The sequence below is a fragment of the Tahibacter aquaticus genome (assembly GCF_004363655.1).
Classification (GTDB): Bacteria; Pseudomonadota; Gammaproteobacteria; order Xanthomonadales; family Rhodanobacteraceae; genus Tahibacter; species Tahibacter aquaticus.
In genome coordinates this window covers 39417-58618 of record NZ_SNZH01000020.1, presented here as the reverse complement: position 1 = coordinate 58618, position 19202 = coordinate 39417, and the positions used below count along the sequence as shown (strand labels likewise).

Genomic DNA, 19202 nt, shown 5'->3' with positions numbered 1-19202 from the left:
CGGAACAGACGGATCGTTGCGAGTGCAGAGAACTCCGATCAGGCCGTCCTGGCCTTCGTCGCGCGCACTAGGCCCGGGCGAAACAGGACGCCCGGAGCAAGATCAGCCAATCATTGATTCGTTTCGCGCTGCGCGCTGCCGGTACGGTCTACGAAGGGGGAAGTTCAAGGGCGATCTCACCCCAATGAGCGTTCCAACGCATCGTCGCTGCTCATGCGCCAGAACGGGGGGCAATCCTCGCTTTCCTCGCCACAGAGGCGCGGGCGCGCAATTTTGGGGGTTCCGAATCTTCCTGACTGAATTCGATCTTCGTGGACTACGCTTTTCTACGCCGCGTAGTCAGGGCACAACCAGCACCGGCACTGTGCTTTCAGCCAGCACATTTTCTACCACGGTGCCCAGGGAGCGGGGACTGTGCGAGGCGCTGCCGTGCGCGCCGAGTACGATGACATCAGCACCGCTTTGTCTGGCGAGGCTTAGGATCCCAGCGACGGGCGGTCCGACCAGTCGATGTTCCACCGTCTCCAGGCCGACGCTCGCGAACACAGCATTTCCGTAGCGCAAGGCGATGTCGGCATTACCCGCGTGGTAACTGGCCAATTCGGCATCATCTTCATCACCGCCGTGCGCCGGTGCTAGCGGCACTGGCTCGGGATCGGCGTAACACAGCACGATTCGTGGCGAGGGGTCTGCGGGCAACCAGTGCAAGGCCACATAGTCCACGGCGCGGTTGCTGTGTTCGCTGCCGTCGACGGCTATCACTACTTTCATGCCATGGTCCTGAATGTCTCTCGGGATTGACTCTGCTACGGGCGGTAGCTGCCTAATCCGACCCAAAATCAAGCCGCCTAGAGCCGCGGAAGACGGCCCGCCCTGTTCCGCTGCAGCGAGCGCACTTTCAACGCTACTTTGTGGATATCTCCAGCGCATTCCGCACGGCAGCCATGAATTTGGGATCCGGTGTCGCCCCCAGTGCCTCGCTGCTGGCTATCCGGCGACCTTCGCGGTCGAGCAGGACGAGTGCGCTGGTGTGGTTGAATTCGCCGTCCGCCAAGGCGCGATAACGCACGCCCAACAGGGCCGCGAGCGTGCGCACGTTACTTTCGCTGGTGCGTGCCAGGGTCCAGTGGGCGGCATCGAGTTTGCGTTTGTCGAACACGGACTTCAGCGCCGCCGTGTCGTCGCGGGCAGGGTCCAGACTGATAAGCAGAAATCTCAGATGGGCAGGTTCGGTTTCGTTCAGCGCATGCTCCACGCCTTTAACGCTGTCGATGATCAAGGGGCACACGTAGCGGCATGAGGTATAGAACATGGCGACCAGGAGCGGTCGGCCGCGGCGCTCGCCAAGATGAAACTCGGTTCCCGACTGGTCGGACAAGGTGGCGTCGAATCGATACACCGAATCGCCGGGAATGGCGCGCAGGTCGGCGGCAGTCAGTGTTCCGGTGCATGCGCAGGCCAGCGCGACAAAAATGAGAAAAAGCGTTCGTCTTTTCATTGCACGTCTCCCGAAGCACCACGGGCGCAGCGAAAGCCGAGACTGCCCGTGGTGTTGTGTGCTTCCAGCGCCGACAGCATCGCGATACGCATCAGCACGGCGTAGTTTTCCCGGTCGTCGGTAGCGAGTGCGCCGGCGCCACAGAACGTGAGCACGTCGGGATCAGCCTGGTTGCGGTTGTCGGCCGAAACCAGCATGGCGGCGTAGTCGTCCACCCATTCCCAGACCAGGCCATGCAGATCGTGCACGCCGTGCAGATCCGGCGAGCCCTGCCCAACGCGGGCCAGCGGGACGTTGGCCGGTTTCGCGTACCAGCCGAGGATGCGATCGCGCCAGGCTGGGTCCTTGCGCGCGTCGGCGCGGGTCGCGTCGGCCGCGGCGGCGTACTCCCATTCCGACCAGGTGGGCAAGCGCGCATTGTTGGCTTCGCAATAGGCGCGCGCGGCAAACCAGCTCACGTGCGTCACCGGTTGCGCAGCCTCCGCCGCAGCGCCCAGCGACAACGGGCCACCCCAATGCGACAGGTAGCGGGCTTCAGCGAAAACGCTCGGGGCCGTGCCGCGGCGCCATTCAGGATGCGTGACAACGAAGGCGAGGAACTGCGCGTTGGTGACCGGCGTGGTCATCAGTTCGAACGGCGCAATGGGTACTTTTCCGTCGCTGTCGGTGTATTTGAGAATCGACGTGAACGCGGCTTGCCCCGGCAAACGCACAAAGTCACCCGCAGCCGCGCTGGGAAGAAGTACCGTCATGAGCAAGGCAGCGAGTCGCATCATCGTCTCAATGCGCCGCGCCTTCGGCGCGTGGCGTGGCAGCGCGGACGGCGGTGACGTCTTCCTTGCGGACGCGCTCGCCGCTGTTTCCCCAGCTTGTCTGTACGAAGCTAAGGATGTTGGCGATTTCGTCGTCCCTGAGCTGACTCATGGGCGGCATCACGGAGTTGTAGTCCTGCCCGTTGACCTTGACGGCGCCGCTCAGGCCGTTGAGCACGACGCGCACGATCTGCTCCTTCGGCTGCGTCGCGAGATAGTCGGATTTCGCCAGCGGCGGGAATACGCCCGGAAGCCCGGCGCCGTTGTCCTGGTGACAGACCGAGCAGGTCCCCGAATACAGCGACTTGCCGGCGGCGACCTGTTCCTCGAGCGACAGCGTTCCTGCTGCGTTGGAGGTCGCGGCGGTACTCACCGACGCCAGGCTGGCTGCCTTGTCGCCGAGATACACGGAATCGACTTCCTTGCCGGAATAGATGCTGAGGTTCTCGGGTCCGTCGATCTTGAGTATGCCCAGCGCACCCTTGTTGAAGGCGCGGAAAATCGAATGGTCGACCAACACGTAGCTTCCGGGAACTTCGAGATGAAAGTCGGCGATTATCGCGCCACCCGCGGGTACCAGCGTTGTCTGCACGTTCTCCTGGTAGCGTGTGCCGCCCTCGTACCAGACCTTGTCGAAGATCTCGCCGATCACATGGAAGCTCGACACCAGGTTCGGGCCGCCGTTGCCAACATACAGACGCACATTCTGTCCCACGGACGCCTTCAGCGCGTTATCGCCGGTGAGCGCCGTCTCCGAGCCGTTGAACAGCACATAGGTGGCGTTCTCGTCGATCGCCTTCTGCATGTCGAACGCCTGGAATCCCTTCTCGCGGAATTTGCCCACGGTATAGAAATCGCCCTGCATCACGTAGAACTCCTTGTCCACCGGCGGCAGGCCCTGTGGTGGTTCGACCAGGATGAGTCCGTACATGCCGTTGGCTACGTGCATGCCCACCGGTGCGGTCGCGCAGTGATAGACGAACAATCCCTGATTCAGTGCCTTGAACGTGAACTGCGAGCTATGGCCCGGTGCGGTGAAACTCGACGCTGCGCCGCCGCCGGGTCCGGTAACTCCGTGCAGGTCGATGTTGTGCGGCATCTTGGAATCAGGATGATTGTTCAGATGGAACTCGACCGTGTCACCCTGGCGCACGCGGATGAAACTGCCGGGAACGGTGCCGCCGAATGTCCAGAATGTATACGTGGTTCCCTCGGCGATCGGCAGTTCCTTTTCGATGACTTCCAGTTCCACGATGACCTTGGCCGGCGCGGAGCGGCCCGTCGGCGGCGGTACGTTGGGCGGGGAAGTCAGGACGGCTTTGATCGGCTCTCCTTGCGGTGGGCCGAAATCACCTTTGCGGGACCCGCCGGTATCCGCAGCGGCACCCGCCACAGCGGATGCGTTGCCCGGCGTGGGCGGCTCAGCAGAGGTTCCGCGGGAACATCCGGCCAGCGTGAACATTCCGCACAGCAGGAGCGTGAAGACGGGAAAGATCGCGTTCATGACATTTTCCTCTATCTGCAACAGATGACGTTTGGTACAGCTTCGGCACAGGTGCGGAAATCTGCCTTGATCCAGCTCAAGCGGTGCGCAGTTGCTGCGGAAGAAAAATTTGGGCCGAGGTCGGCGCGGAGCACAGGTCGCTGCGCCGTATTGTCGAATTCGAACCGATCGGCAGTGCGCATGGATAGAACGGCCCACGCCGGTCGCGCAGGTCGCTGGCGGGGTTGCTGGATTGGCGTGCTCAACCGGCCCGCCCGTCGGAGCGCGGTGTCAGGTAGATCCAGGCGGAGCGTAACACCCATGGCAGGAACGCGATCACCCAACCGGCGGCCGCGAGTGCCTGCCATAAGGGCGCATCGGGTAGGACTTCGGCGGCGACGCGCACCGCAGCAACCACCTGGATGAGGACGAAAGCGAACGCGGCCACACGCCCCAGCTCGAGAGGTCGTCCTGAATGCCCTTGCGTGACGCGGGTCACCATGGCGACGAGCAGGCTGCCGAAGAAGCCGATGAACAGCGCGTGCGCGGGTCCGCGGCCCAGGATGAAATGGCCGTCCAGCAGGTATCCGATGCTCTGCAACGCGTAGAGCGCCAGCGCCAGCGGCAGCCACGCGTAGCCCAGGAACAATACGCGCAAGAGTGGAGGAATATTGCCGCGTGGCCATGTGCGCCACAGCCACAGGCTGCACAGCGCCAGCAAGGGAACATCGGCGAGCCACAGCCAGGCATACGCATGACGCAGTTCCAGCGCCAGATGCGCCAAGGCCAGTGCCCAGAACGCGCCCAAAAACCACAACGGACGCCAGGCCACGTATCCCACGCACAGGTTGCCGGCGAAGAACGGAAACATGCGGTGCGCGACAGTGACGTAGATCGGCAGCAGCAGGCCGAAGCTGCCGATCTTGATCGAAGCGAACAGCAGGCGTGCATCACCGCTGTGCAGGAAGGCGAAGAACAGGGTGAGACCCACCAGGCCCAGTACCAATGCGGCGGCACACGATACAGCGTGCCAAGTCATTCCAGCGTCCTGCCACAGCAGGCGTAGCAAGATCACCAGCGCCGCAATCCATCCAGCTAGCGTGTTGATGACGCCTACATGGATGAGCACAGGAATCCCAGCCAAGCCGACGAGAAACAGCACCTGCCCGCTAAGCAGCGCCAATCCCACCGGCAGATAGTGCCATCGTGTGAGCTCGGCCTGTCCCATCCAGCGCGGAAACACGGTCAACAGGAAACCGAAGATGAAAGGCGGCAGTACTTGGTACTGCATGACGAAGGCATGCGCCCACCCAGCAGGGACGGGAGGCGCTGCGATGCCGAACACGTGCCAGCGCGCATCGATCAGACAGGCGGTCCACCACGCCATAGCGGCGAGGACGTTCAGCGCGCCGATGAAGAACATCAGTCGGTGAGGGGCTGCGGCAAGTTGCGCTGCGGAGGGCAGATAGGCGTTGGATGTGCGTGCCATGTCCATCCCGGTAGCATCGCGCAGACGCGCTCGTAACACCCTGATCCAGGTCAGGCGCGCGTGCATCGATCATGTGAACCACGGTGCAAACAGGCCCAGCGGATGATGGGTTCTCGCGATAGACACGATCAGGCCAAAGACGACGAGCGCGGAGGCGAAGCACAGCGCACGACGGCGGGGTGACCCGCCGTCGCGCAATGCCACGACTCCGAGAGCGATGTACACGACCAATAGCGCGAGCTTCACACCCAACCAGCCATTACTGAATAGCGCCGACGGCAACATTGTGGCGAGCATCAGCGCTGCGGTAAGCAGCACACTGTCGATGGTGTAACTCAGATAGCGGACGGTAGTGCGGCGCACCCACGCGCCGCGTCCGCCCAGCATCAGTAATCCGCGAACTAGGAACAACATCCCACTGCATACCACCGCGGAGACATGCACCCATTTGATCTGCGAATAGAACTCGATCATGAGAACACGTCAGCGATTGATACGGCTCACGCCTGGTCGGTCTCGGCGTCCGGGAGTGCTACTTGACGCGGCGCCACCCAAAGCCGGAACACGAACCACGCGAGCGCGACGGCACCGATGCTGAAGATCGTGTCCCCCGGCACCCGCATCCACACCAGCAGATCGATGATAGGACGCTGCATGAACTCAGCCGAACGCGCGTACGCGTAGCCGTGCTCAATGGCAGCCAGCAGCTGCATCGTACCGATGGGCAAGAGCGTCAGCAGTGCCATCAGCGCCAAGCCGATGTTGAGAGCCCAGAACGCGAGTTTCAACGCACGCGTATCCCATCGCATCTGCCCGCGCAGTCCGCGCATGCAGAACAGCACCAGGGCGATGCCCAGCATGCCGTAGACACCGAAGAGTGCGGTGTGGCCATGCAGCGGTGTGAGGTTCAGACCCTGCATGTAGTACAGCGACAGCGGCGGATTGATCAGGAAACCAAACAATCCCGCACCCACCAGATTCCAAAACGATACCGAGATGAAGAACAGGATCGGCCAGCGATAGCGTTGCATCCACGGAGTGGCGCGGCCGAGCTTCCACGTGTGATACGCCTCGAAGCCGATATAGGCCAGCGGCACGACCTCCAGCGCACTGAAACTCGCACCCAGGGCGACGACAGCCGTGGGCGTGCCGACGAAATACAAGTGGTGCAGCGTGCCCAGTACGCCGCCGGACATGAATATGATCGTCGCGAACAACACCGCCACGGTCGCACTCGATGCCTTGACCAAGCCTAGACGTGTGAATATCAACGCCATCACCGCGGTCGCGAATACCTCGAAGAAGCCCTCCACCCACAGGTGAACGAGCCACCAACGCCAGTACTCAACCTCTGAGATATGCGTGTGCTCGCCCCACATTAACGCGGACGCGAAGAACAGGCCGATGCAGACGGTCGACAGGAACATCAAGCCGACGATCGACTTGGTATCGGTAGTGGGGCCACGCAGGACGGGCCACAGAGCACGGCCGACTAGGCTCAGCCACAGCAACAAACCGATGAAGAGGTATATCTGCCAGAAGCGCCCCATATCGGCGTACTCCCAGCCCTGATGGCCGAACCAGAAATTGTGCTTGAGCCCTAGCTTTTGCATGACCGCAAACCATTGGCCGGTGAACGAACCGACCACGATGATCAGCAGGCTCACGAACAGGAAGTTGACGCCGAAGCGCTGAAACTTCGGCTCATGTCCCGACAGGGCTGGTGCAATGTATAGGCCCGTGCCGAGCCACGCGACGGCGATCCACAGGACAGAAAGCTGCGTATGCCAGGTTCGCGAGAGTGAGTAGGGCAGATATTCGGAGAGTGCAAAGCCGTAGGCTTGCTGCCCTTCAACCTGGTAATGCGCGGTGATGGCGCCGAGCCCGATCTGCACCAGGAACAAGACGAGGACCAACCAAAAAAACTTAGCGGTCGCACGCATCGAGGGCGTCAATCGCAGTGCCGCGAACGGATCGGTCGCCGGGAGGACGTGGGCTTCCTCGCCGCGTGCATGTGTCACGGCATGATGCCAGCCCAAAGCGGCGATGCCGGCCAGTAGGAACAGCACGCTAAAGGCCGACCAGACCCACAGCGCTGGTGGCGGTGTGTTATCGATCAGCGGTTCGGCCGGCCAGTTGTTCGTGTATGTCACCAACTTCGGCGTGACGCCCCCGCGCTCGGGTGCGAAGGTGTGGCCTTCGGTACCGGGACGTTCTGTGCCCGCGGCCCACGCAGTCCACCAGAAGAAGCCGGTAAGCGCACGTCGGTGCTCAAGGGTGTCGACCGTGTTGTTGCGCATCGCGTAGGCTTCGCGCAGTTCGGCGGTCGCTGGGTCATTGCCGAACAGGCTGACGTAATGTGCGGCGACGTTGGCCATCGCCTCGGCGCGTTCCGTCGAGACCGTGATCGTCTTCGAGGTGGGGTCGTACGTGTTAGTGCGCATCTGCTTGCGCAAACGGCCTTTCAAGGTAGCCTGCTTTTCCTCGCCCAGCTCCGCGTACGTTGCCGCTCCTTCATCGCGCGCCCAGCGATCGAGCAGCGTCATCGCTTCCCGGTGCAACCAGTCCGCACTCCAATCGGGCGCGACATACCCGCCATGGCCCCAGATGGAACCGAGCTGCATGCCGCCGATCGACTGCCAGACTTGGCGTCCGGTCTCGATGTCCTGCCGGCTATATATGACTCGGCCGTCACTGGACACCACTTGCTCGGGCATCGGGGGAGCCGCGCGAAAAATTTCGCCGCCAGCCCATAGCAATACGGCGAACGAGGCGATCAGGAGTGTGGCCAGCCCCAACCACAGCTTGCGGGTGTTGCTCATGAGGGTCTCCAGTTTTGTCGTAGCCACTTTCTACGGTCGGGTGAAAGTCCGCCATGACCTAGGTCAAGGGCACCAGGACCCTCAGCAAAAGGCTCGGAAACGACGCCGCATTGTGACATTGGGGCGGGCCAACTCTAGCTGCGCGGCATACCGCTAGCAAGCTGATAGCAGGCTGATCGAGGCGCTCGCGACTCCCGCGACCGACTTCGCGAAACAGCTGCGCGCCCGGCGCGAACGAACCGACATGCTTGACCACCACGTGCAGATCGGGCGCTTGGACTTGGTCGAGCCCTTTAGCCATGCACGCGCTCGATAATGCGCAGATGCTGCAGAAGGTCAGAGCATCGCCATTATCGGAGATACAGGACGACAGAGACGGCTCCCGAGCCGACGTCAGGCCACACCGGTCCAGCGCAGCTGCGGCGACATCAGATCACGCGCGAATAGCGTGGGGGCTCGCTTGCAGCGGCAGGGCGGTGGAGGAAAGCATCGAAGCACATGGCGATGATGCGCAACACCAGTCGACCTCGGGAGGTGGCCTGGATGGCCTTTGGGGACACCTCGACCAGTCCATCGGCTTGCAAAGGAGCCAAGCGCGCGAGATCGGCCTCGAAATAGTGAGAAAAGTGGATCTTGTGCCGCGTTTCGGTTTGCGCGACATCGACCTCGCCGTGGCACATCAGCTGCTGGATGACGTCTTCGCGCAGAAGATCGTCTGTGCTGAGCGTCAGTCCTCGCCAGACTGGCAGATGGCCCGCGTCGACGGCGGCGTCCCAGCCCACGATGTCGCGATAGTTTTGCCAGTAGCTGTCGCCGACGCGACTGATCGCGCTCACGCCCATACCGACCAGATCGGTATGCGCGTGCGTGGTGTAGCCCATGAAGTTGCGGTGCAGGGTGCCCTGCGCTTGCGCTCGAGCCAGCTCATCTTCGGGGCGCGCGAAGTGATCCATGCCGATGTAGAGATAGCCAGCCGCGCCCAGCTTCGCGGTAGCAAGCTGCAGCAAAGCGAGCTTGTCCTCGGACGTGGGAAGATCGGCCGTTTCGATCTGACGCTGCGCGCGGAACAACTCGGGCAAGTGCGCGTACCCGTAGATCGCCAAGCGCTCCGGCGCGACCGCGATTACGGTATCGAGCGTCTTGCCAAAGCCCTTGAGCGTCTGCTTGGGCAGGCCGTAGATCAGATCGACATTCACTGATCGCATGCCCTGGTCGCGGCAGGCGTCGATGATCGTCAGCGTCTGCTCGATACTCTGGATGCGGTTGACGGCCTGCTGTACGGCGGGGTCGAAATCCTGCACGCCGAGGCTCGCGCGATTGAATCCGAGCTCCGCGAGGTCGGCGATCTCCTGCGGCGTCACGAAGCGCGGGTCGAGTTCGATCGAAAAGTCCCGGACGCGACGCGATGCGAAATGAAACTGGCGGCCCAGGCTATCCATCAACGTGCCGAGCTGGGCAGGTGTCAGGAAATTCGGTGTACCTCCACCCAGGTGAAGTTGCACCACCTCGCGGCCGCGATCGAGCAGGGGCGCGGTGAGGTCGATCTCGCGCAGCAGGCGCGACAGGTACGCTTCGCCCTTGCCCTTATCGCGCGTGATAATGCGATTACAGCCGCAGTAGAAGCAGGGGCTCGCGCAGTAGGGAATATGTAGATACAGCGAGAGATCCCGCGGAATGGGATCCTCATTGCTGCGCCCGATCTGCGCTCGCATCTCCGCGGCCTTGAAGGAACTGCCGAACTGGGGCGCCGTCGGATACGACGTATAGCGCGGGCCGGGCCGATCGTAGCGGCGGAGGAGATCGGGGTCGAAGGGAATGGTCATGGGACATCACCTTGCCATCACAAATCCCGGCTCACATTGACGCGGATCAAGCCATTGATTCAAACCTCGCCTTGATTTACGTCAAGGCATCGCAGTCGTTACTACCGTCTACTTTTGATAATCACAACGGGAGAAAGCTAATGCGCATTTTACTTTTGGCGGGATTGCTGTTGACCGGAACCGTTCACGCGGAGAACTGCGTCATCGACCTCAAGGGCGACGACGCGATGAAGTTCGACAAAGCTGAGGTGACGGTCTCGGCCTCGTGCAAGACCATCACCATCAACCTGACACACATTGGCAAGCTGCCGGCCGCCTCCATGGGCCACAACGTGGTAATTGCGGCCACCGGCGACGTGCAAGCGATAGGCACAGCTGGGACAACGGCGGGTGCCGCCGCAAACTATGTGCCGGCCGGCGACGCGCGCGTGCTGGGGCATACCTCGGTGGTCGGCGGCGGTGCTTCGACCGCGGCCACATTCCCCGGTTCGGCGTTAAAGGTCGGCGGAGACTATTCGTTCTTCTGCTCGTTCCCGGGCCACTGGGCGATCATGAAGGGCAAGCTCATCGTAAAGTAAGGCAATCTCTTCGCGCGCTTGGTTCTGCACCAAGCGCCGCGGCCTGGCAGCGGGGCGTTCCACTGGCGACTGACATATTGGCGCGGTCCTCACGCAAGCCCGCTTCGGGCGCAATGCTGCCATCGTGGTTCGAGGAGCATGTGAGTCCAACGTTCCGGAGCATGTGAGTCCACTCGCCATCGCCGCTGTTCTGATCCATGGTCCCCGTGCGGACGCTCGGTTGGCGCTTGGTCACCTAGTGGTTTTGCCGCGAGGTTCCCATGGCTCAAGCGAGGCTTCCGTGCGACAGATTCGTGAGTTGTTGCGGTTACATCTTGAGGAAGGGCTCAGCCAGCGCGCGCGTTGGGCGTTGTACGTTCGACAGTGGTGCGCGTGCTCCAGCGTTTCGCGGCCTCTAGCCGACCTGGCCGCCAGATCCGGCGCTCACTGACGCGGAACTGGAGCGGCAGACCTACCTGCGCGCGCCAGAACCCGTGGCCGCCGCTTTCATCCTGGTCGGTGCTGCGCAGGGACCGGCGGTCGTTCGCCCCCATTGGCGTCCTGACGCATTCGGGTGCGTCCGCGGCGAAGATTTCTGCGGCGCTGAACACTGAACCCAAGCCTGTGCGTCACAAGCTCGCGTTCGACGAAGCCGAGGCGATGCTGACGGCGCGATTCGCGGCGTTTCTGCTGGAGCCGAAGTCAGAGGCCACGCGCAAAGAAGACATCGCGCTTGGACTTGAACTCCTCGCCGCAACTTCGAAGGCGGCGGCCGGCCTTGCGGCAGCCGCTCAGTGGCGGCTGTGGGCCGCGCGCGCTCGGGAAGGGCGTGAACCTCGCGCCGGATTCGTTCAGGCGGTGGCGGGCGTAATCGATGCGGTGCGAGAGTCGCCGTTAACGGGTGATCCAGCGAGGGACTGGTCCTTTGTGAAGCGCCTTCTTCGAGACTCAGGGGACCAGGAACTGCTCACTGCCGCGAAGAACTTGGATTACCTGGTCGCTTTCAATCGTGGCAGGCGGATCAATGCGGAGCTTGGGGCGATCTGGGGGCGGGATGGCTGCTACACAGACGCGCGAGAGACGCTCGACATGGCTCTGGCGCAAGACCAGATTCTCGGCGGCGTCGACGACCCGCCAGGCGTGCAGGTGATGACCATTCACAAGTCAAAGGGCAAGCAGTTCGACGGCGTGTTCGTGATCCGCGAGGGCAGGCACAACGGACAGCGTTGCGTGTCGTCATTCGTTTGGTGGGATGATGAGCCACCGTACTGGCCGGCGGAGCAGGAAGATTCTGCGCGTCGGCATCACAAGGGCTAAGGTTCACACGCTAATTCTGCAGCATGTCTTTCCGACATGTCCCAATATGGAAGGCCACAACCTGTAGTCCGCGGAATTTCGTGCTTCCCCGCATCTTGCTCAACTCGCAATGGATGAGATTCCACGACACAAGCAAGATGGCCTAGGCAATGCTCCGCCAAGACGCCGCGTGGCGTGACTGGCGAAAATGCGGCGGGAAGATGCCTACCTGCCCGACGCGAGCGCGCGGCCGGCGGTTCGGCTCGGAGCGACTGCCGACCAAGGGGCATGATGGCCGGGGTGCGCACCTCTCGACTTGCTCACGAAGCGCAATCACTGTAACCAAAATTATCCTTAGAGGTCAGAGATCCTCGCGACCAAAAGTGTGCTACATATAAAAACTAAAACTGACCTGTGGTTTTTGTGACGCGTCTACATACTTCATTATGTCGCCAACCTTATTGGCACACTCCAATGTAATTGGCAGTCGACCGTCTAGCTGAGTATTGTTCCAATTCATTTTCGTTAACCCCAGGATCTCTTTTGCTATGTCCTCCAACGAGGAGTCGCTGTCGAACATCTCTATACGCAGGGGAGAAGGGATATACATCCCTGGATACGTTTTATAGAATTCGACGATCCCTTTGGTATACAGCACGCCTTCGCGCTCTGTCAGGCTAAGGAGTGTTCCTCGAGCAGGCGGATACTCCTTAGCACTGAAGAGCCGAATATCTGTCGAGGTAATCGAAACGAAATCTCGTGTGGCGATGCCCTTTGCGTCTAGCACTTGGCTGAATCCTGCAATCTCGGTGTCTCTGAACCGACTGGACTTATGGATGACGACACGCGCAGGTTTCTGCATAAGCGCATTCTCGTACTCTGCCAAGGCGCTATGGAGCAGATCGTGAGCTTGGCCTTCCTCCATGTAGGGATGCCGGTCATTTTTGTCTATAGACACAGGGGCGCCGCGCAGGATCACGCCGTGCCCGAACTCATCGAATACCTGCGCCAAGCTCGTAGAGATCGTCTCTCCGTCACGACTTTTGTAGAAACCAATACCGATGTAGCAGGTCCTTGGCTTGAACTTATCTTCCACCAGGCGCCACGGGACCGTCCGATTTCCTTTGTAGTACAACGCGGTGCAGAAGTTCCAGGCTTTCGTGGCCAAGTCTTGCTGGTCGATCGACGGCTTAACCGACAGGATCGTCTTCTCGCGAACCAGCTGCAGCGGAATGCCCAAGTGCATGCATCGCGCTTTCAGCAAGCGGCGGAAATTGTGTTCCATATAGCGGTCCACCAGCTCAGTATCCTCGGCACCACTGGACTTGGTCAGCGAATCGAACAGGTCATTGGGAACTACACAGATGATCACATCGACCGACCGATTCTCCGAAATGAACCTGGCCTGCTCGTAATAGAGATCTACACATTTTACGACCCGGTCTTCGCGCGAGGTAATCTTGGCAATCTTGTTGATCTCGGATTTCTGCAGCGTTCGGGTGTACTGAGGCGACGAGAGCAAGCGGGTAAAAAATCCATAATGCTCGCTGATTCCGCCAAAGCCTTTGAACAAGTTGGGAAACTTGTTGTCAACCTTGGACGGGATCCCCCGCTTGCAGTGATCTAGCCATTCATCAAGAAGGTCGACGCCTTCGCCCCGACCCACGATCCCAATGCGCAGCTCGCTTCGCCGCAGCTCATCGCGCTTGTCGTACACCCCCAACGTCTCGATGCCCGTCCTGGGACAGATGTGCGTTCCGTTGCCGAACTCGAGCAGCGGCTCCTTGAGCACCTTAACCTTCATCATCGTTGCCCTCCTGGCTGTCAACGCCGAGTGCTTGACCTTCGACTAGCGCATCATCGCAGGTGAGCTCGATCAGCTCGCCGAACAATCGCCCATCCTGGCCGGGCGTGTCAGTCGAGCTGAGGAAGTAGGCGAGGAACCTGACGATGTTGCGAACGGTTTGATTGAATTCCAATCGTTTCTGCTTAGAAAGCAGCTTGTCGTGGAAGCGTGATTTACGATGACCATCGTAGGTGTAGAGCCAACTGGGCACCACCATGGCATACCAGACCCCCGCAATGGGGATATAGGAGAGCTCGAAGGCGAGGTGGACGTGGTGGGCTGTTTTAGTAGGATCCTTTTGTGAGATCAGCCGTTCGTAAACCCGTCGGGTGGACTTTTTTTTCCCACGCCATATTTCCTTGCGCTGGGTGTCATCAGGGTCATGCGGCTTGAAAAAGAAGCTTCGGTCTTCGCGATAAAAGAACACGCTATGCGACTTCAAGGCCTGTTTCACATAGGCGGCGAGCAACTGTTTGGCAAGGTTTACGTTGTCTTCTACGCCAGAGGCCAGCAGGTCCTCAAGGTTCAGTGTCTCGATCGACCCGACATCTACCACCGCGACCAGTCCGCTGCAGGTGATGTCGTCGAAGGCGAAGATCCGGTCCTCAAACCGGACCCAGGCATCGTCATCACACCCGTTCAACAGGAGGGCCAACTTCACCGAGAGCGATTTTCCGGCGCTATGTTTCTTAAAGCCTAGCCTCTGCCGCGCCTCGTGAATAACATGCTTGTCGTCCAGTGCCAACTCCGCCACGTACAGCGTTGTGGGCGGTCGTAGTTGAATCAAATTCGTGGTCAGCGCGTGGGAGGAGGGCGTGTCGCTGGAGGTAAAATCCAGATAGGCCTTCACGTCGCCCAAGATGATCTTGAAATCGTTCAGCACCCTCTCTTGGGCAGGGATGCGAAGACCGGCCACCTTAGCAAGCACATCGCCCAGATCGATGACATGCTTCTGGGCGATAAATCCAAGCCGGCCGTGTGTGATCTGATCCAGTGAGGCTTGACTGTAGGAGGACTGCTTCTTGGTCAGCGTCAACACAAACAGCTCGTCAAATGTGTTGAAGAACTGATTGTCCATGAAAGTAGTCAAGGTCTTCTTGATCTTCTCCAGGGAGGTGGTCGAGGTGACTTGGAACGCCACGCGATCATGGTCATCGCCCAGATCAATGCCGGGGAAGTTTTTCTGCCGTCGATTTAGATTCACAAGCTGTGGCAGGTTGTAGGCCGCCCGCAGGATCGGAATCAGGGCATCCTCCAGGGAAAGATTGACGTCTAGCCTGCCTTGCTTGGTCGATAGCTCCACCTGCGTGACGATGCGACTGACCACATCTCTGAGCTCGTTCTCAATTTCCAGTTGTCTCACGGCCAGGCTCTTCCTGAGTAAGCTGCGGATTAAGGTGGAACGGAGTGGGCGTCTGCACCCGCAGCTCGTGCTGGATGGTGCCCGACGAATCTAGCACCTGTTAATTTGTAAGGCGCGCGTCGGCGCGGGAGAGTGGCCCTCAGAACCGTTTACGCGCCGCCGCAATGCTGATTGCATCAGGAGTCGATCTCAGCGGCTGCGACAGCATCCATCTCTGGCACAGGCGGGTGCCGACCGGCTATTCCTCCAGCAAGCGGGCGGCCGGATTGGCTGAAGCAGTGCCTGTGTGGAAGTAGCCGAGGACGCTGCTGACAGAGCGGTGCTCGGTCATCTGCATAATCGCCGGCAGCGCCACGCCTCGGCGACTAGCTTCGGTCACGAACCCCGAGCGCAGGCTGTGCCCCCCAAAATCCCCCTCCAGCCCGGCCAAGCGCGCCCTCCGCTGCACGATCTCGCCGACCGCAGCGGGAGAGAGGGCAGGGCCGACCCGCTGTTTCCACAGCCGCCGGAAAATCGCCCCCTCCGTGATCCCAGACGCATCCAGCCACTCCTCGAGCGCCAAAGCGGCCCGATCGAGTACCGGCTTATCCGGGGTCGAAGTGGCCGTCACTCCGGCCTGTTGGGTCTTGCTGTGCTCCAGCCGGTAGATGTAGGCCTTCTCGCCAATCCGGCGCAGGTCGCGCACATCGGCTGCCGCGATCTCACTGCGCCGGCGTCCGCCGCTGGCGAAACCAAAGCAGAGCAGGGCGCGATCACGCCGCCCTTCAAGAGAGTCCTCACAGGTCGCGAGCATGGCCTCGAGTTCGGTCTTGGTGATCGCCGTCTTCTTGGCCGGACGTTCGCCGCGCTTGACAGAAGCTCGGCGGGCTCGGCCCAGCACGGTGCGCACCGCCGGTTCCTCACACGGGTTGGGCAGCCGCCTCAGCCGATGCGCCGTCGACAGGACGGCAACGCGGTGCACGACACTGGTGAGCTTCCAGGGGCCCGGCTTGGCCTTGAGGCCGGCGGCCACTAGGGCCTGGTCGACCGCCGTTGGCAGTTCCCAGGCCAGCCCGTACTTGCCGCGGCGAGCGACATGGTCGATGACGAACTGCATGACGACGGCTTCGGCGACGGGCAGGTTGAGTTCGATGCCGAAGCGTGCCCGGTGCCAGCCGGCCCAGTAGCGCAGGGCGCTGGCGTAACTGCGTGTCGTGTTGGCGGCCGCGGCTTCAGCCAGAAGTTCGCGTACGGCGTTCGCGGCCTGTTCGGCCAGCTGCGTGGGCAGCAGCAGTTGAGCGGCCGGCGAGGCGAGGGCAGGGAGGGCTTTTTTCTGCTTCATACGATGTATTATTTACTACGAATTGGACCATATAGCCACGATAATCATCACTTATCGTGGGTACACGGACAGCAGAGTAGGGCGCGGACATCGGAGGCGTCAAATGGCACGCGGCATCACCCAAGACCAGGTCAATATGGCCGCGGACTCGCTACTGCGCGCCGGTGAGCGTCCGACCATCGAGCGCGTTCGCGCGGCCCTGGGAACGGGCTCACCCAATACACTGATCCGGCTGTTAGACGTGTGGTGGGCGGCCTTGGGGGAACGGCTCGTTCAGCAGGAACGCCGACTCGCGGTGCCGGAGGCGCCCGCGGCTTTCGGCGAAGCGGCCGGGGCGTTGTGGCGTCTGGCGATCGAACATGCCGATAAAGTCGCTACAGCGGCCTATGCCAGTGCTCAGGAGGAGTTGGAGCGGTCGCGCCAGGCCAACGATATTGCCGTCCGGAACGCTCAGGCTCGAGAGCAAGGTGCGGTCGATCGAGCGCAAAGCGCGGAAATACAACGGGACGCCACACTGGCTCGCATGGACGACCTCGATCGCCTGGTCGAAGCCCAAGCGACTCAGTTGGAAGAAATTGCGGGCCAACGCCGGGACGCGCTGGCGCGCGGCGAAGTGCTCCAGACCTCGATCAGCCACTTGACGGCAGAGCTGCGCCAGCTGACGCACGATGTGGCGGCAGAACGGGAACGGCGAGACGCGCATTCCCGCGCGCAGGAAGATCGATGGCTGCAGGAGGTGGATCGTGCTCGCCAGGAGACCGCGCGCCACCTAGCTGCATTGCAGCGCCGCGAAGAGCAACTTCGCAACACGACGGGTGAGCTGGAGCGAATTCGTCGAGCCTACATGGACGCTGAGCGTCAACTGGCCGGAATGATAGCGTCGCACCAGGCCGCCGGTGCGGAGAATGCTCGTCTCCATCAGCTCCTTACGACCAATACGCGCCCACCGTCCTCTCAAGCGCCGAAAACCCGCAAGCCGGTAATCCGCGCACGTTCACCGAAGCAATCCCGGTAACCCGGCCCACCTATCGTGGTTTGCACATACCGGTGGTGCTTTCCGCCTAGGAACAAAGCCGAGTGGGGTGTCAGTTGTGCAAACTCGGCGCTATTCGGAGCACGGACACCATCCCGGCAACGCCCCTTAGACTCCACGCGACAAGGAACGATGACATCCGGCAATATGCTTCGGGCACCTCGTTCGGCCGCGAGGGAATAGTCTTGAGAGAGCTGTGAATCTTCAGCCAGACTCGACGCGAGAATTTCGTGACGCATTGCTCGTCAATGAACGGTGGTTCACAGCTGCCGAGGTCGCTGTACGGTTAGGTGGCTGCGACGAAGCGCAAGGGAGCATTGAACAGCATCGACGTGAACGGACTCTTTTCGCAGTCAGGCTAGGCAACGAGTTCCTTTATCCAGCATTCCAGTTCACGTCGGTCCCTGGAGGAGTCCATCCGGCAATGTCGGATCTATTGGCTTCCTTGCCTGACGAAGAGCATGGATGGGCAGCCGCGTTCTGGTGCTTTTCACCGACGCAGAGACTTGACGGAGCGAGACCGGCTGATTTGCTGCAGTCGAAACCAGGGGAGGTCATTGCTGCAGCGCGAAAAGACTTCGGTGGAGACGATGCTGATTGGTGATGCATGATCGCAGCGCCGCGCTGAATGAGCTGACTCACGTAGCGCAAGATCTCGGCGTTCGAAGCGGACCTTCGGCACCGAAGGCGCTCTCGCGTCTTGCGGACGGGGCGCAGCTCATCCGCCAGCTGCGCCAGCAGATCGACCTGCAAATGCAACGCGACCGGGCGCAGCGCAGGCCACTGCGCTCAGCGTCGACCTGCAGGCGGCGCATGCCGCGCTGCAATCCCAGGTCGAGCTGCATGAGCGCACGCTGCGCGCCAAGGATGCCGACCTCGAGACCCTGCGGGGCCAGTCGGCGCCAGCCAATGCCCCTATCCCGTATAAAAGGGAACAAACGGAAACGTTCCGCCCCCTAAGTCCGGAGGAAAATCGCATGTTGACGTACTGGCGCTCCCGCTTACGTGAGAAACCGCTCTGGTGGCATTGCTATGTAATCGGGTTCGTGATCGTGGTGGCCGGCGCCCTGGCCAGCTACTTCGACCGCTACTCTCTGATCGCCACCAGCCTCCTCAGCCTGGGAATGGCGGTGGGGGCGGCCGGCTTCCTGGCGGCGATCGCCCCTGCACTGGTTGTGATTTGGCGCAGCCCGATCGGGTTGGCGCTGCTCGCGTTCGCTCACCTGCTCGTCGGGTTCGTCGCGGCCATCAAGGCCCGTCACCTCGTCGCCAACGCGTTGCAACTGCCGCCGCACGATTTTGACCTTACCGTCGCGATCCTTGCGCTGCTGTTCTACCCACCGCTGTGGCTGGCCTTTGCCGCCGTTATCGCCACGGTGGTAGGGTTCCTCGGCCTAGCGATGGCGTTGTTGCTGCACGTGCCGACTCAACTGCTCAAACCCTTGATCACCCCACCGAACGAATGGGAAGCCCGGGGTCTGCGCCTGCTGATGCACGGTGCTGCGGCTATGGCGCTAGGCATGGTCTGTGTCCTGCTCACCCAGTTAGTTGAGATCGACGAAGCGGACTTGCGCCCGGCAGCCCGGTTGATCGCCTATGCCGTGGACTACCATACCGTCGGCGCGTATCCCGGCGTTCCTGCGGATCAGAAAATCCGGCTGCACGAAAATGGCGTGGTATCGATCGCCCGACTCACGGGACTGACGGTGACCATTGAGGTCACGTCCGTCAAGCTGCCCGACGAACCTCGATCCGAGCCCCCGGGTGAACGCTCCAGCCCGTGGCTCGCTCGCTGAACCCGCGCGTCGCCTCAGTGAGGGCGGCACGAAAACGAGGGCGGGATCCCGCGCACCAGACTC

Annotated in this window: 15 protein-coding genes; 4 read left to right on the top strand and 11 right to left on the bottom strand. The window is 61.4% G+C overall.

Going from position 1 to position 19202, the window contains the following annotated elements; translation table 11 throughout:
- Positions 1-339 precede the first annotated feature (339 nt).
- From DFR29_RS24870 to hemN, 8 genes are all read right to left on the bottom strand, one after another.
- Positions 340-771 (bottom strand): universal stress protein, encoded by a 432-nt coding sequence (locus tag DFR29_RS24870; protein WP_166654321.1) that lies wholly within the window; start codon positions 769-771, stop codon positions 340-342.
- A 133-nt stretch (positions 772-904) separates the two neighbouring features.
- Positions 905-1498 (bottom strand): SCO family protein, encoded by a 594-nt coding sequence (locus DFR29_RS24865; protein WP_133821351.1) that lies wholly within the window; start codon positions 1496-1498, stop codon positions 905-907.
- Positions 1495-2274, bottom strand: coding sequence for a formylglycine-generating enzyme family protein (locus DFR29_RS24860; protein WP_133821350.1), 780 nt, complete (start codon positions 2272-2274; stop codon positions 1495-1497). Before DFR29_RS24860 ends, DFR29_RS24865 begins: the two co-directional genes overlap by 4 nt.
- Positions 2275-2278: 4 nt before the next feature.
- Complete coding sequence (gene nirK, locus DFR29_RS24855) at positions 2279-3814, bottom strand: copper-containing nitrite reductase (protein WP_243746173.1); 1536 nt, start codon at positions 3812-3814, stop codon at positions 2279-2281.
- Positions 3815-4055: 241 nt separating this feature from the next.
- On the bottom strand, positions 4056-5282 hold the full coding sequence (locus DFR29_RS24850) for an NnrS family protein (protein WP_341829867.1): 1227 nt from the start codon (positions 5280-5282) through the stop codon (positions 4056-4058).
- 69 nt (positions 5283-5351) lie between these two features.
- On the bottom strand, positions 5352-5756 hold the full coding sequence (locus DFR29_RS24845) for a SirB2 family protein (protein WP_133821349.1): 405 nt from the start codon (positions 5754-5756) through the stop codon (positions 5352-5354).
- 26 nt (positions 5757-5782) lie between these two features.
- The gene (locus DFR29_RS24840) at positions 5783-8104 is read right to left on the bottom strand and encodes a nitric-oxide reductase large subunit (RefSeq protein WP_133821348.1); all 2322 of its coding nucleotides are present in this window, start codon (positions 8102-8104) and stop codon (positions 5783-5785) included.
- 428 nt (positions 8105-8532) lie between these two features.
- Positions 8533-9927, bottom strand: coding sequence for an oxygen-independent coproporphyrinogen III oxidase (gene hemN, locus DFR29_RS24835; RefSeq protein WP_133821347.1), 1395 nt, complete (start codon positions 9925-9927; stop codon positions 8533-8535).
- A 140-nt stretch (positions 9928-10067) separates the two neighbouring features.
- On the opposite strand from hemN, the gene azu reads away from it, so the two are divergent.
- Both azu and DFR29_RS24825 read left to right on the top strand, forming a co-directional pair.
- The gene (gene azu, locus DFR29_RS24830; protein WP_133821346.1) at positions 10068-10505 is read left to right on the top strand and encodes an azurin; all 438 of its coding nucleotides are present in this window, start codon (positions 10068-10070) and stop codon (positions 10503-10505) included.
- A gap of 603 nt (positions 10506-11108) precedes the next feature.
- Complete coding sequence (locus DFR29_RS24825; protein WP_133821345.1) at positions 11109-11801, top strand: hypothetical protein; 693 nt, start codon at positions 11109-11111, stop codon at positions 11799-11801.
- 367 nt (positions 11802-12168) lie between these two features.
- On the opposite strand, the gene DFR29_RS24820 is transcribed toward DFR29_RS24825, so the two are convergent.
- The 3 genes from DFR29_RS24820 to DFR29_RS24810 form a co-directional block, all read right to left on the bottom strand.
- Positions 12169-13587 carry an argonaute/piwi family protein gene (locus tag DFR29_RS24820; RefSeq protein WP_208113712.1) on the bottom strand — a complete coding sequence of 473 codons (1419 nt, stop codon included), beginning with the start codon at positions 13585-13587 and terminating at the stop codon, positions 12169-12171.
- Positions 13574-14989: an SMEK domain-containing protein gene (locus tag DFR29_RS24815; protein WP_133821344.1), complete on the bottom strand. Its 1416-nt coding sequence runs from the start codon at positions 14987-14989 to the stop codon at positions 13574-13576. The genes DFR29_RS24820 and DFR29_RS24815 overlap by 14 nt, the downstream gene beginning before the upstream one ends.
- Positions 14990-15227: 238 nt before the next feature.
- Positions 15228-16310: a site-specific integrase gene (locus DFR29_RS24810; protein WP_133821343.1), complete on the bottom strand. Its 1083-nt coding sequence runs from the start codon at positions 16308-16310 to the stop codon at positions 15228-15230.
- A gap of 103 nt (positions 16311-16413) precedes the next feature.
- Between DFR29_RS24810 and DFR29_RS24805 the strand changes: the two genes are divergently transcribed.
- Together DFR29_RS24805 and DFR29_RS24800 are read left to right on the top strand one after the other, a co-directional pair.
- Positions 16414-17325 (top strand): DNA-binding protein, encoded by a 912-nt coding sequence (locus tag DFR29_RS24805; RefSeq protein ID WP_133821342.1) that lies wholly within the window; start codon positions 16414-16416, stop codon positions 17323-17325.
- 995 nt (positions 17326-18320) lie between these two features.
- Positions 18321-19139, top strand: coding sequence for a hypothetical protein (locus DFR29_RS24800; RefSeq protein ID WP_133821341.1), 819 nt, complete (start codon positions 18321-18323; stop codon positions 19137-19139).
- Positions 19140-19202: the final 63 nt, after the last annotated feature.

What these genes read in the sequence shown, in the direction of transcription:
- DFR29_RS24845 (WP_133821349.1), bottom strand. Translation starts at nt 5,756, where the DNA reads ATGATCGAGTTCTATTCGCAGATCAAATGGGTGCATGTCTCCGCGGTG.
- DFR29_RS24800 (WP_133821341.1), top strand. Translation starts at nt 18,321, where the DNA reads ATGTTGACGTACTGGCGCTCCCGCTTACGTGAGAAACCGCTCTGGTGG.
- DFR29_RS24850 (WP_341829867.1), bottom strand. Translation starts at nt 5,282, where the DNA reads ATGGCACGCACATCCAACGCCTATCTGCCCTCCGCAGCGCAACTTGCC.
- DFR29_RS24805 (WP_133821342.1), top strand. Translation starts at nt 16,414, where the DNA reads ATGGCACGCGGCATCACCCAAGACCAGGTCAATATGGCCGCGGACTCG.
- DFR29_RS24820 (WP_208113712.1), bottom strand. Translation starts at nt 13,587, where the DNA reads ATGATGAAGGTTAAGGTGCTCAAGGAGCCGCTGCTCGAGTTCGGCAAC.
- DFR29_RS24840 (WP_133821348.1), bottom strand. Translation starts at nt 8,104, where the DNA reads ATGAGCAACACCCGCAAGCTGTGGTTGGGGCTGGCCACACTCCTGATC.
- DFR29_RS24865 (WP_133821351.1), bottom strand. Translation starts at nt 1,498, where the DNA reads ATGAAAAGACGAACGCTTTTTCTCATTTTTGTCGCGCTGGCCTGCGCA.
- hemN (WP_133821347.1), bottom strand. Translation starts at nt 9,927, where the DNA reads ATGACCATTCCCTTCGACCCCGATCTCCTCCGCCGCTACGATCGGCCC.
- DFR29_RS24870 (WP_166654321.1), bottom strand. Translation starts at nt 771, where the DNA reads ATGAAAGTAGTGATAGCCGTCGACGGCAGCGAACACAGCAACCGCGCC.
- DFR29_RS24860 (WP_133821350.1), bottom strand. Translation starts at nt 2,274, where the DNA reads ATGATGCGACTCGCTGCCTTGCTCATGACGGTACTTCTTCCCAGCGCG.
- nirK (WP_243746173.1), bottom strand. Translation starts at nt 3,814, where the DNA reads ATGAACGCGATCTTTCCCGTCTTCACGCTCCTGCTGTGCGGAATGTTC.
- azu (WP_133821346.1), top strand. Translation starts at nt 10,068, where the DNA reads ATGCGCATTTTACTTTTGGCGGGATTGCTGTTGACCGGAACCGTTCAC.
- DFR29_RS24810 (WP_133821343.1), bottom strand. Translation starts at nt 16,310, where the DNA reads ATGAAGCAGAAAAAAGCCCTCCCTGCCCTCGCCTCGCCGGCCGCTCAA.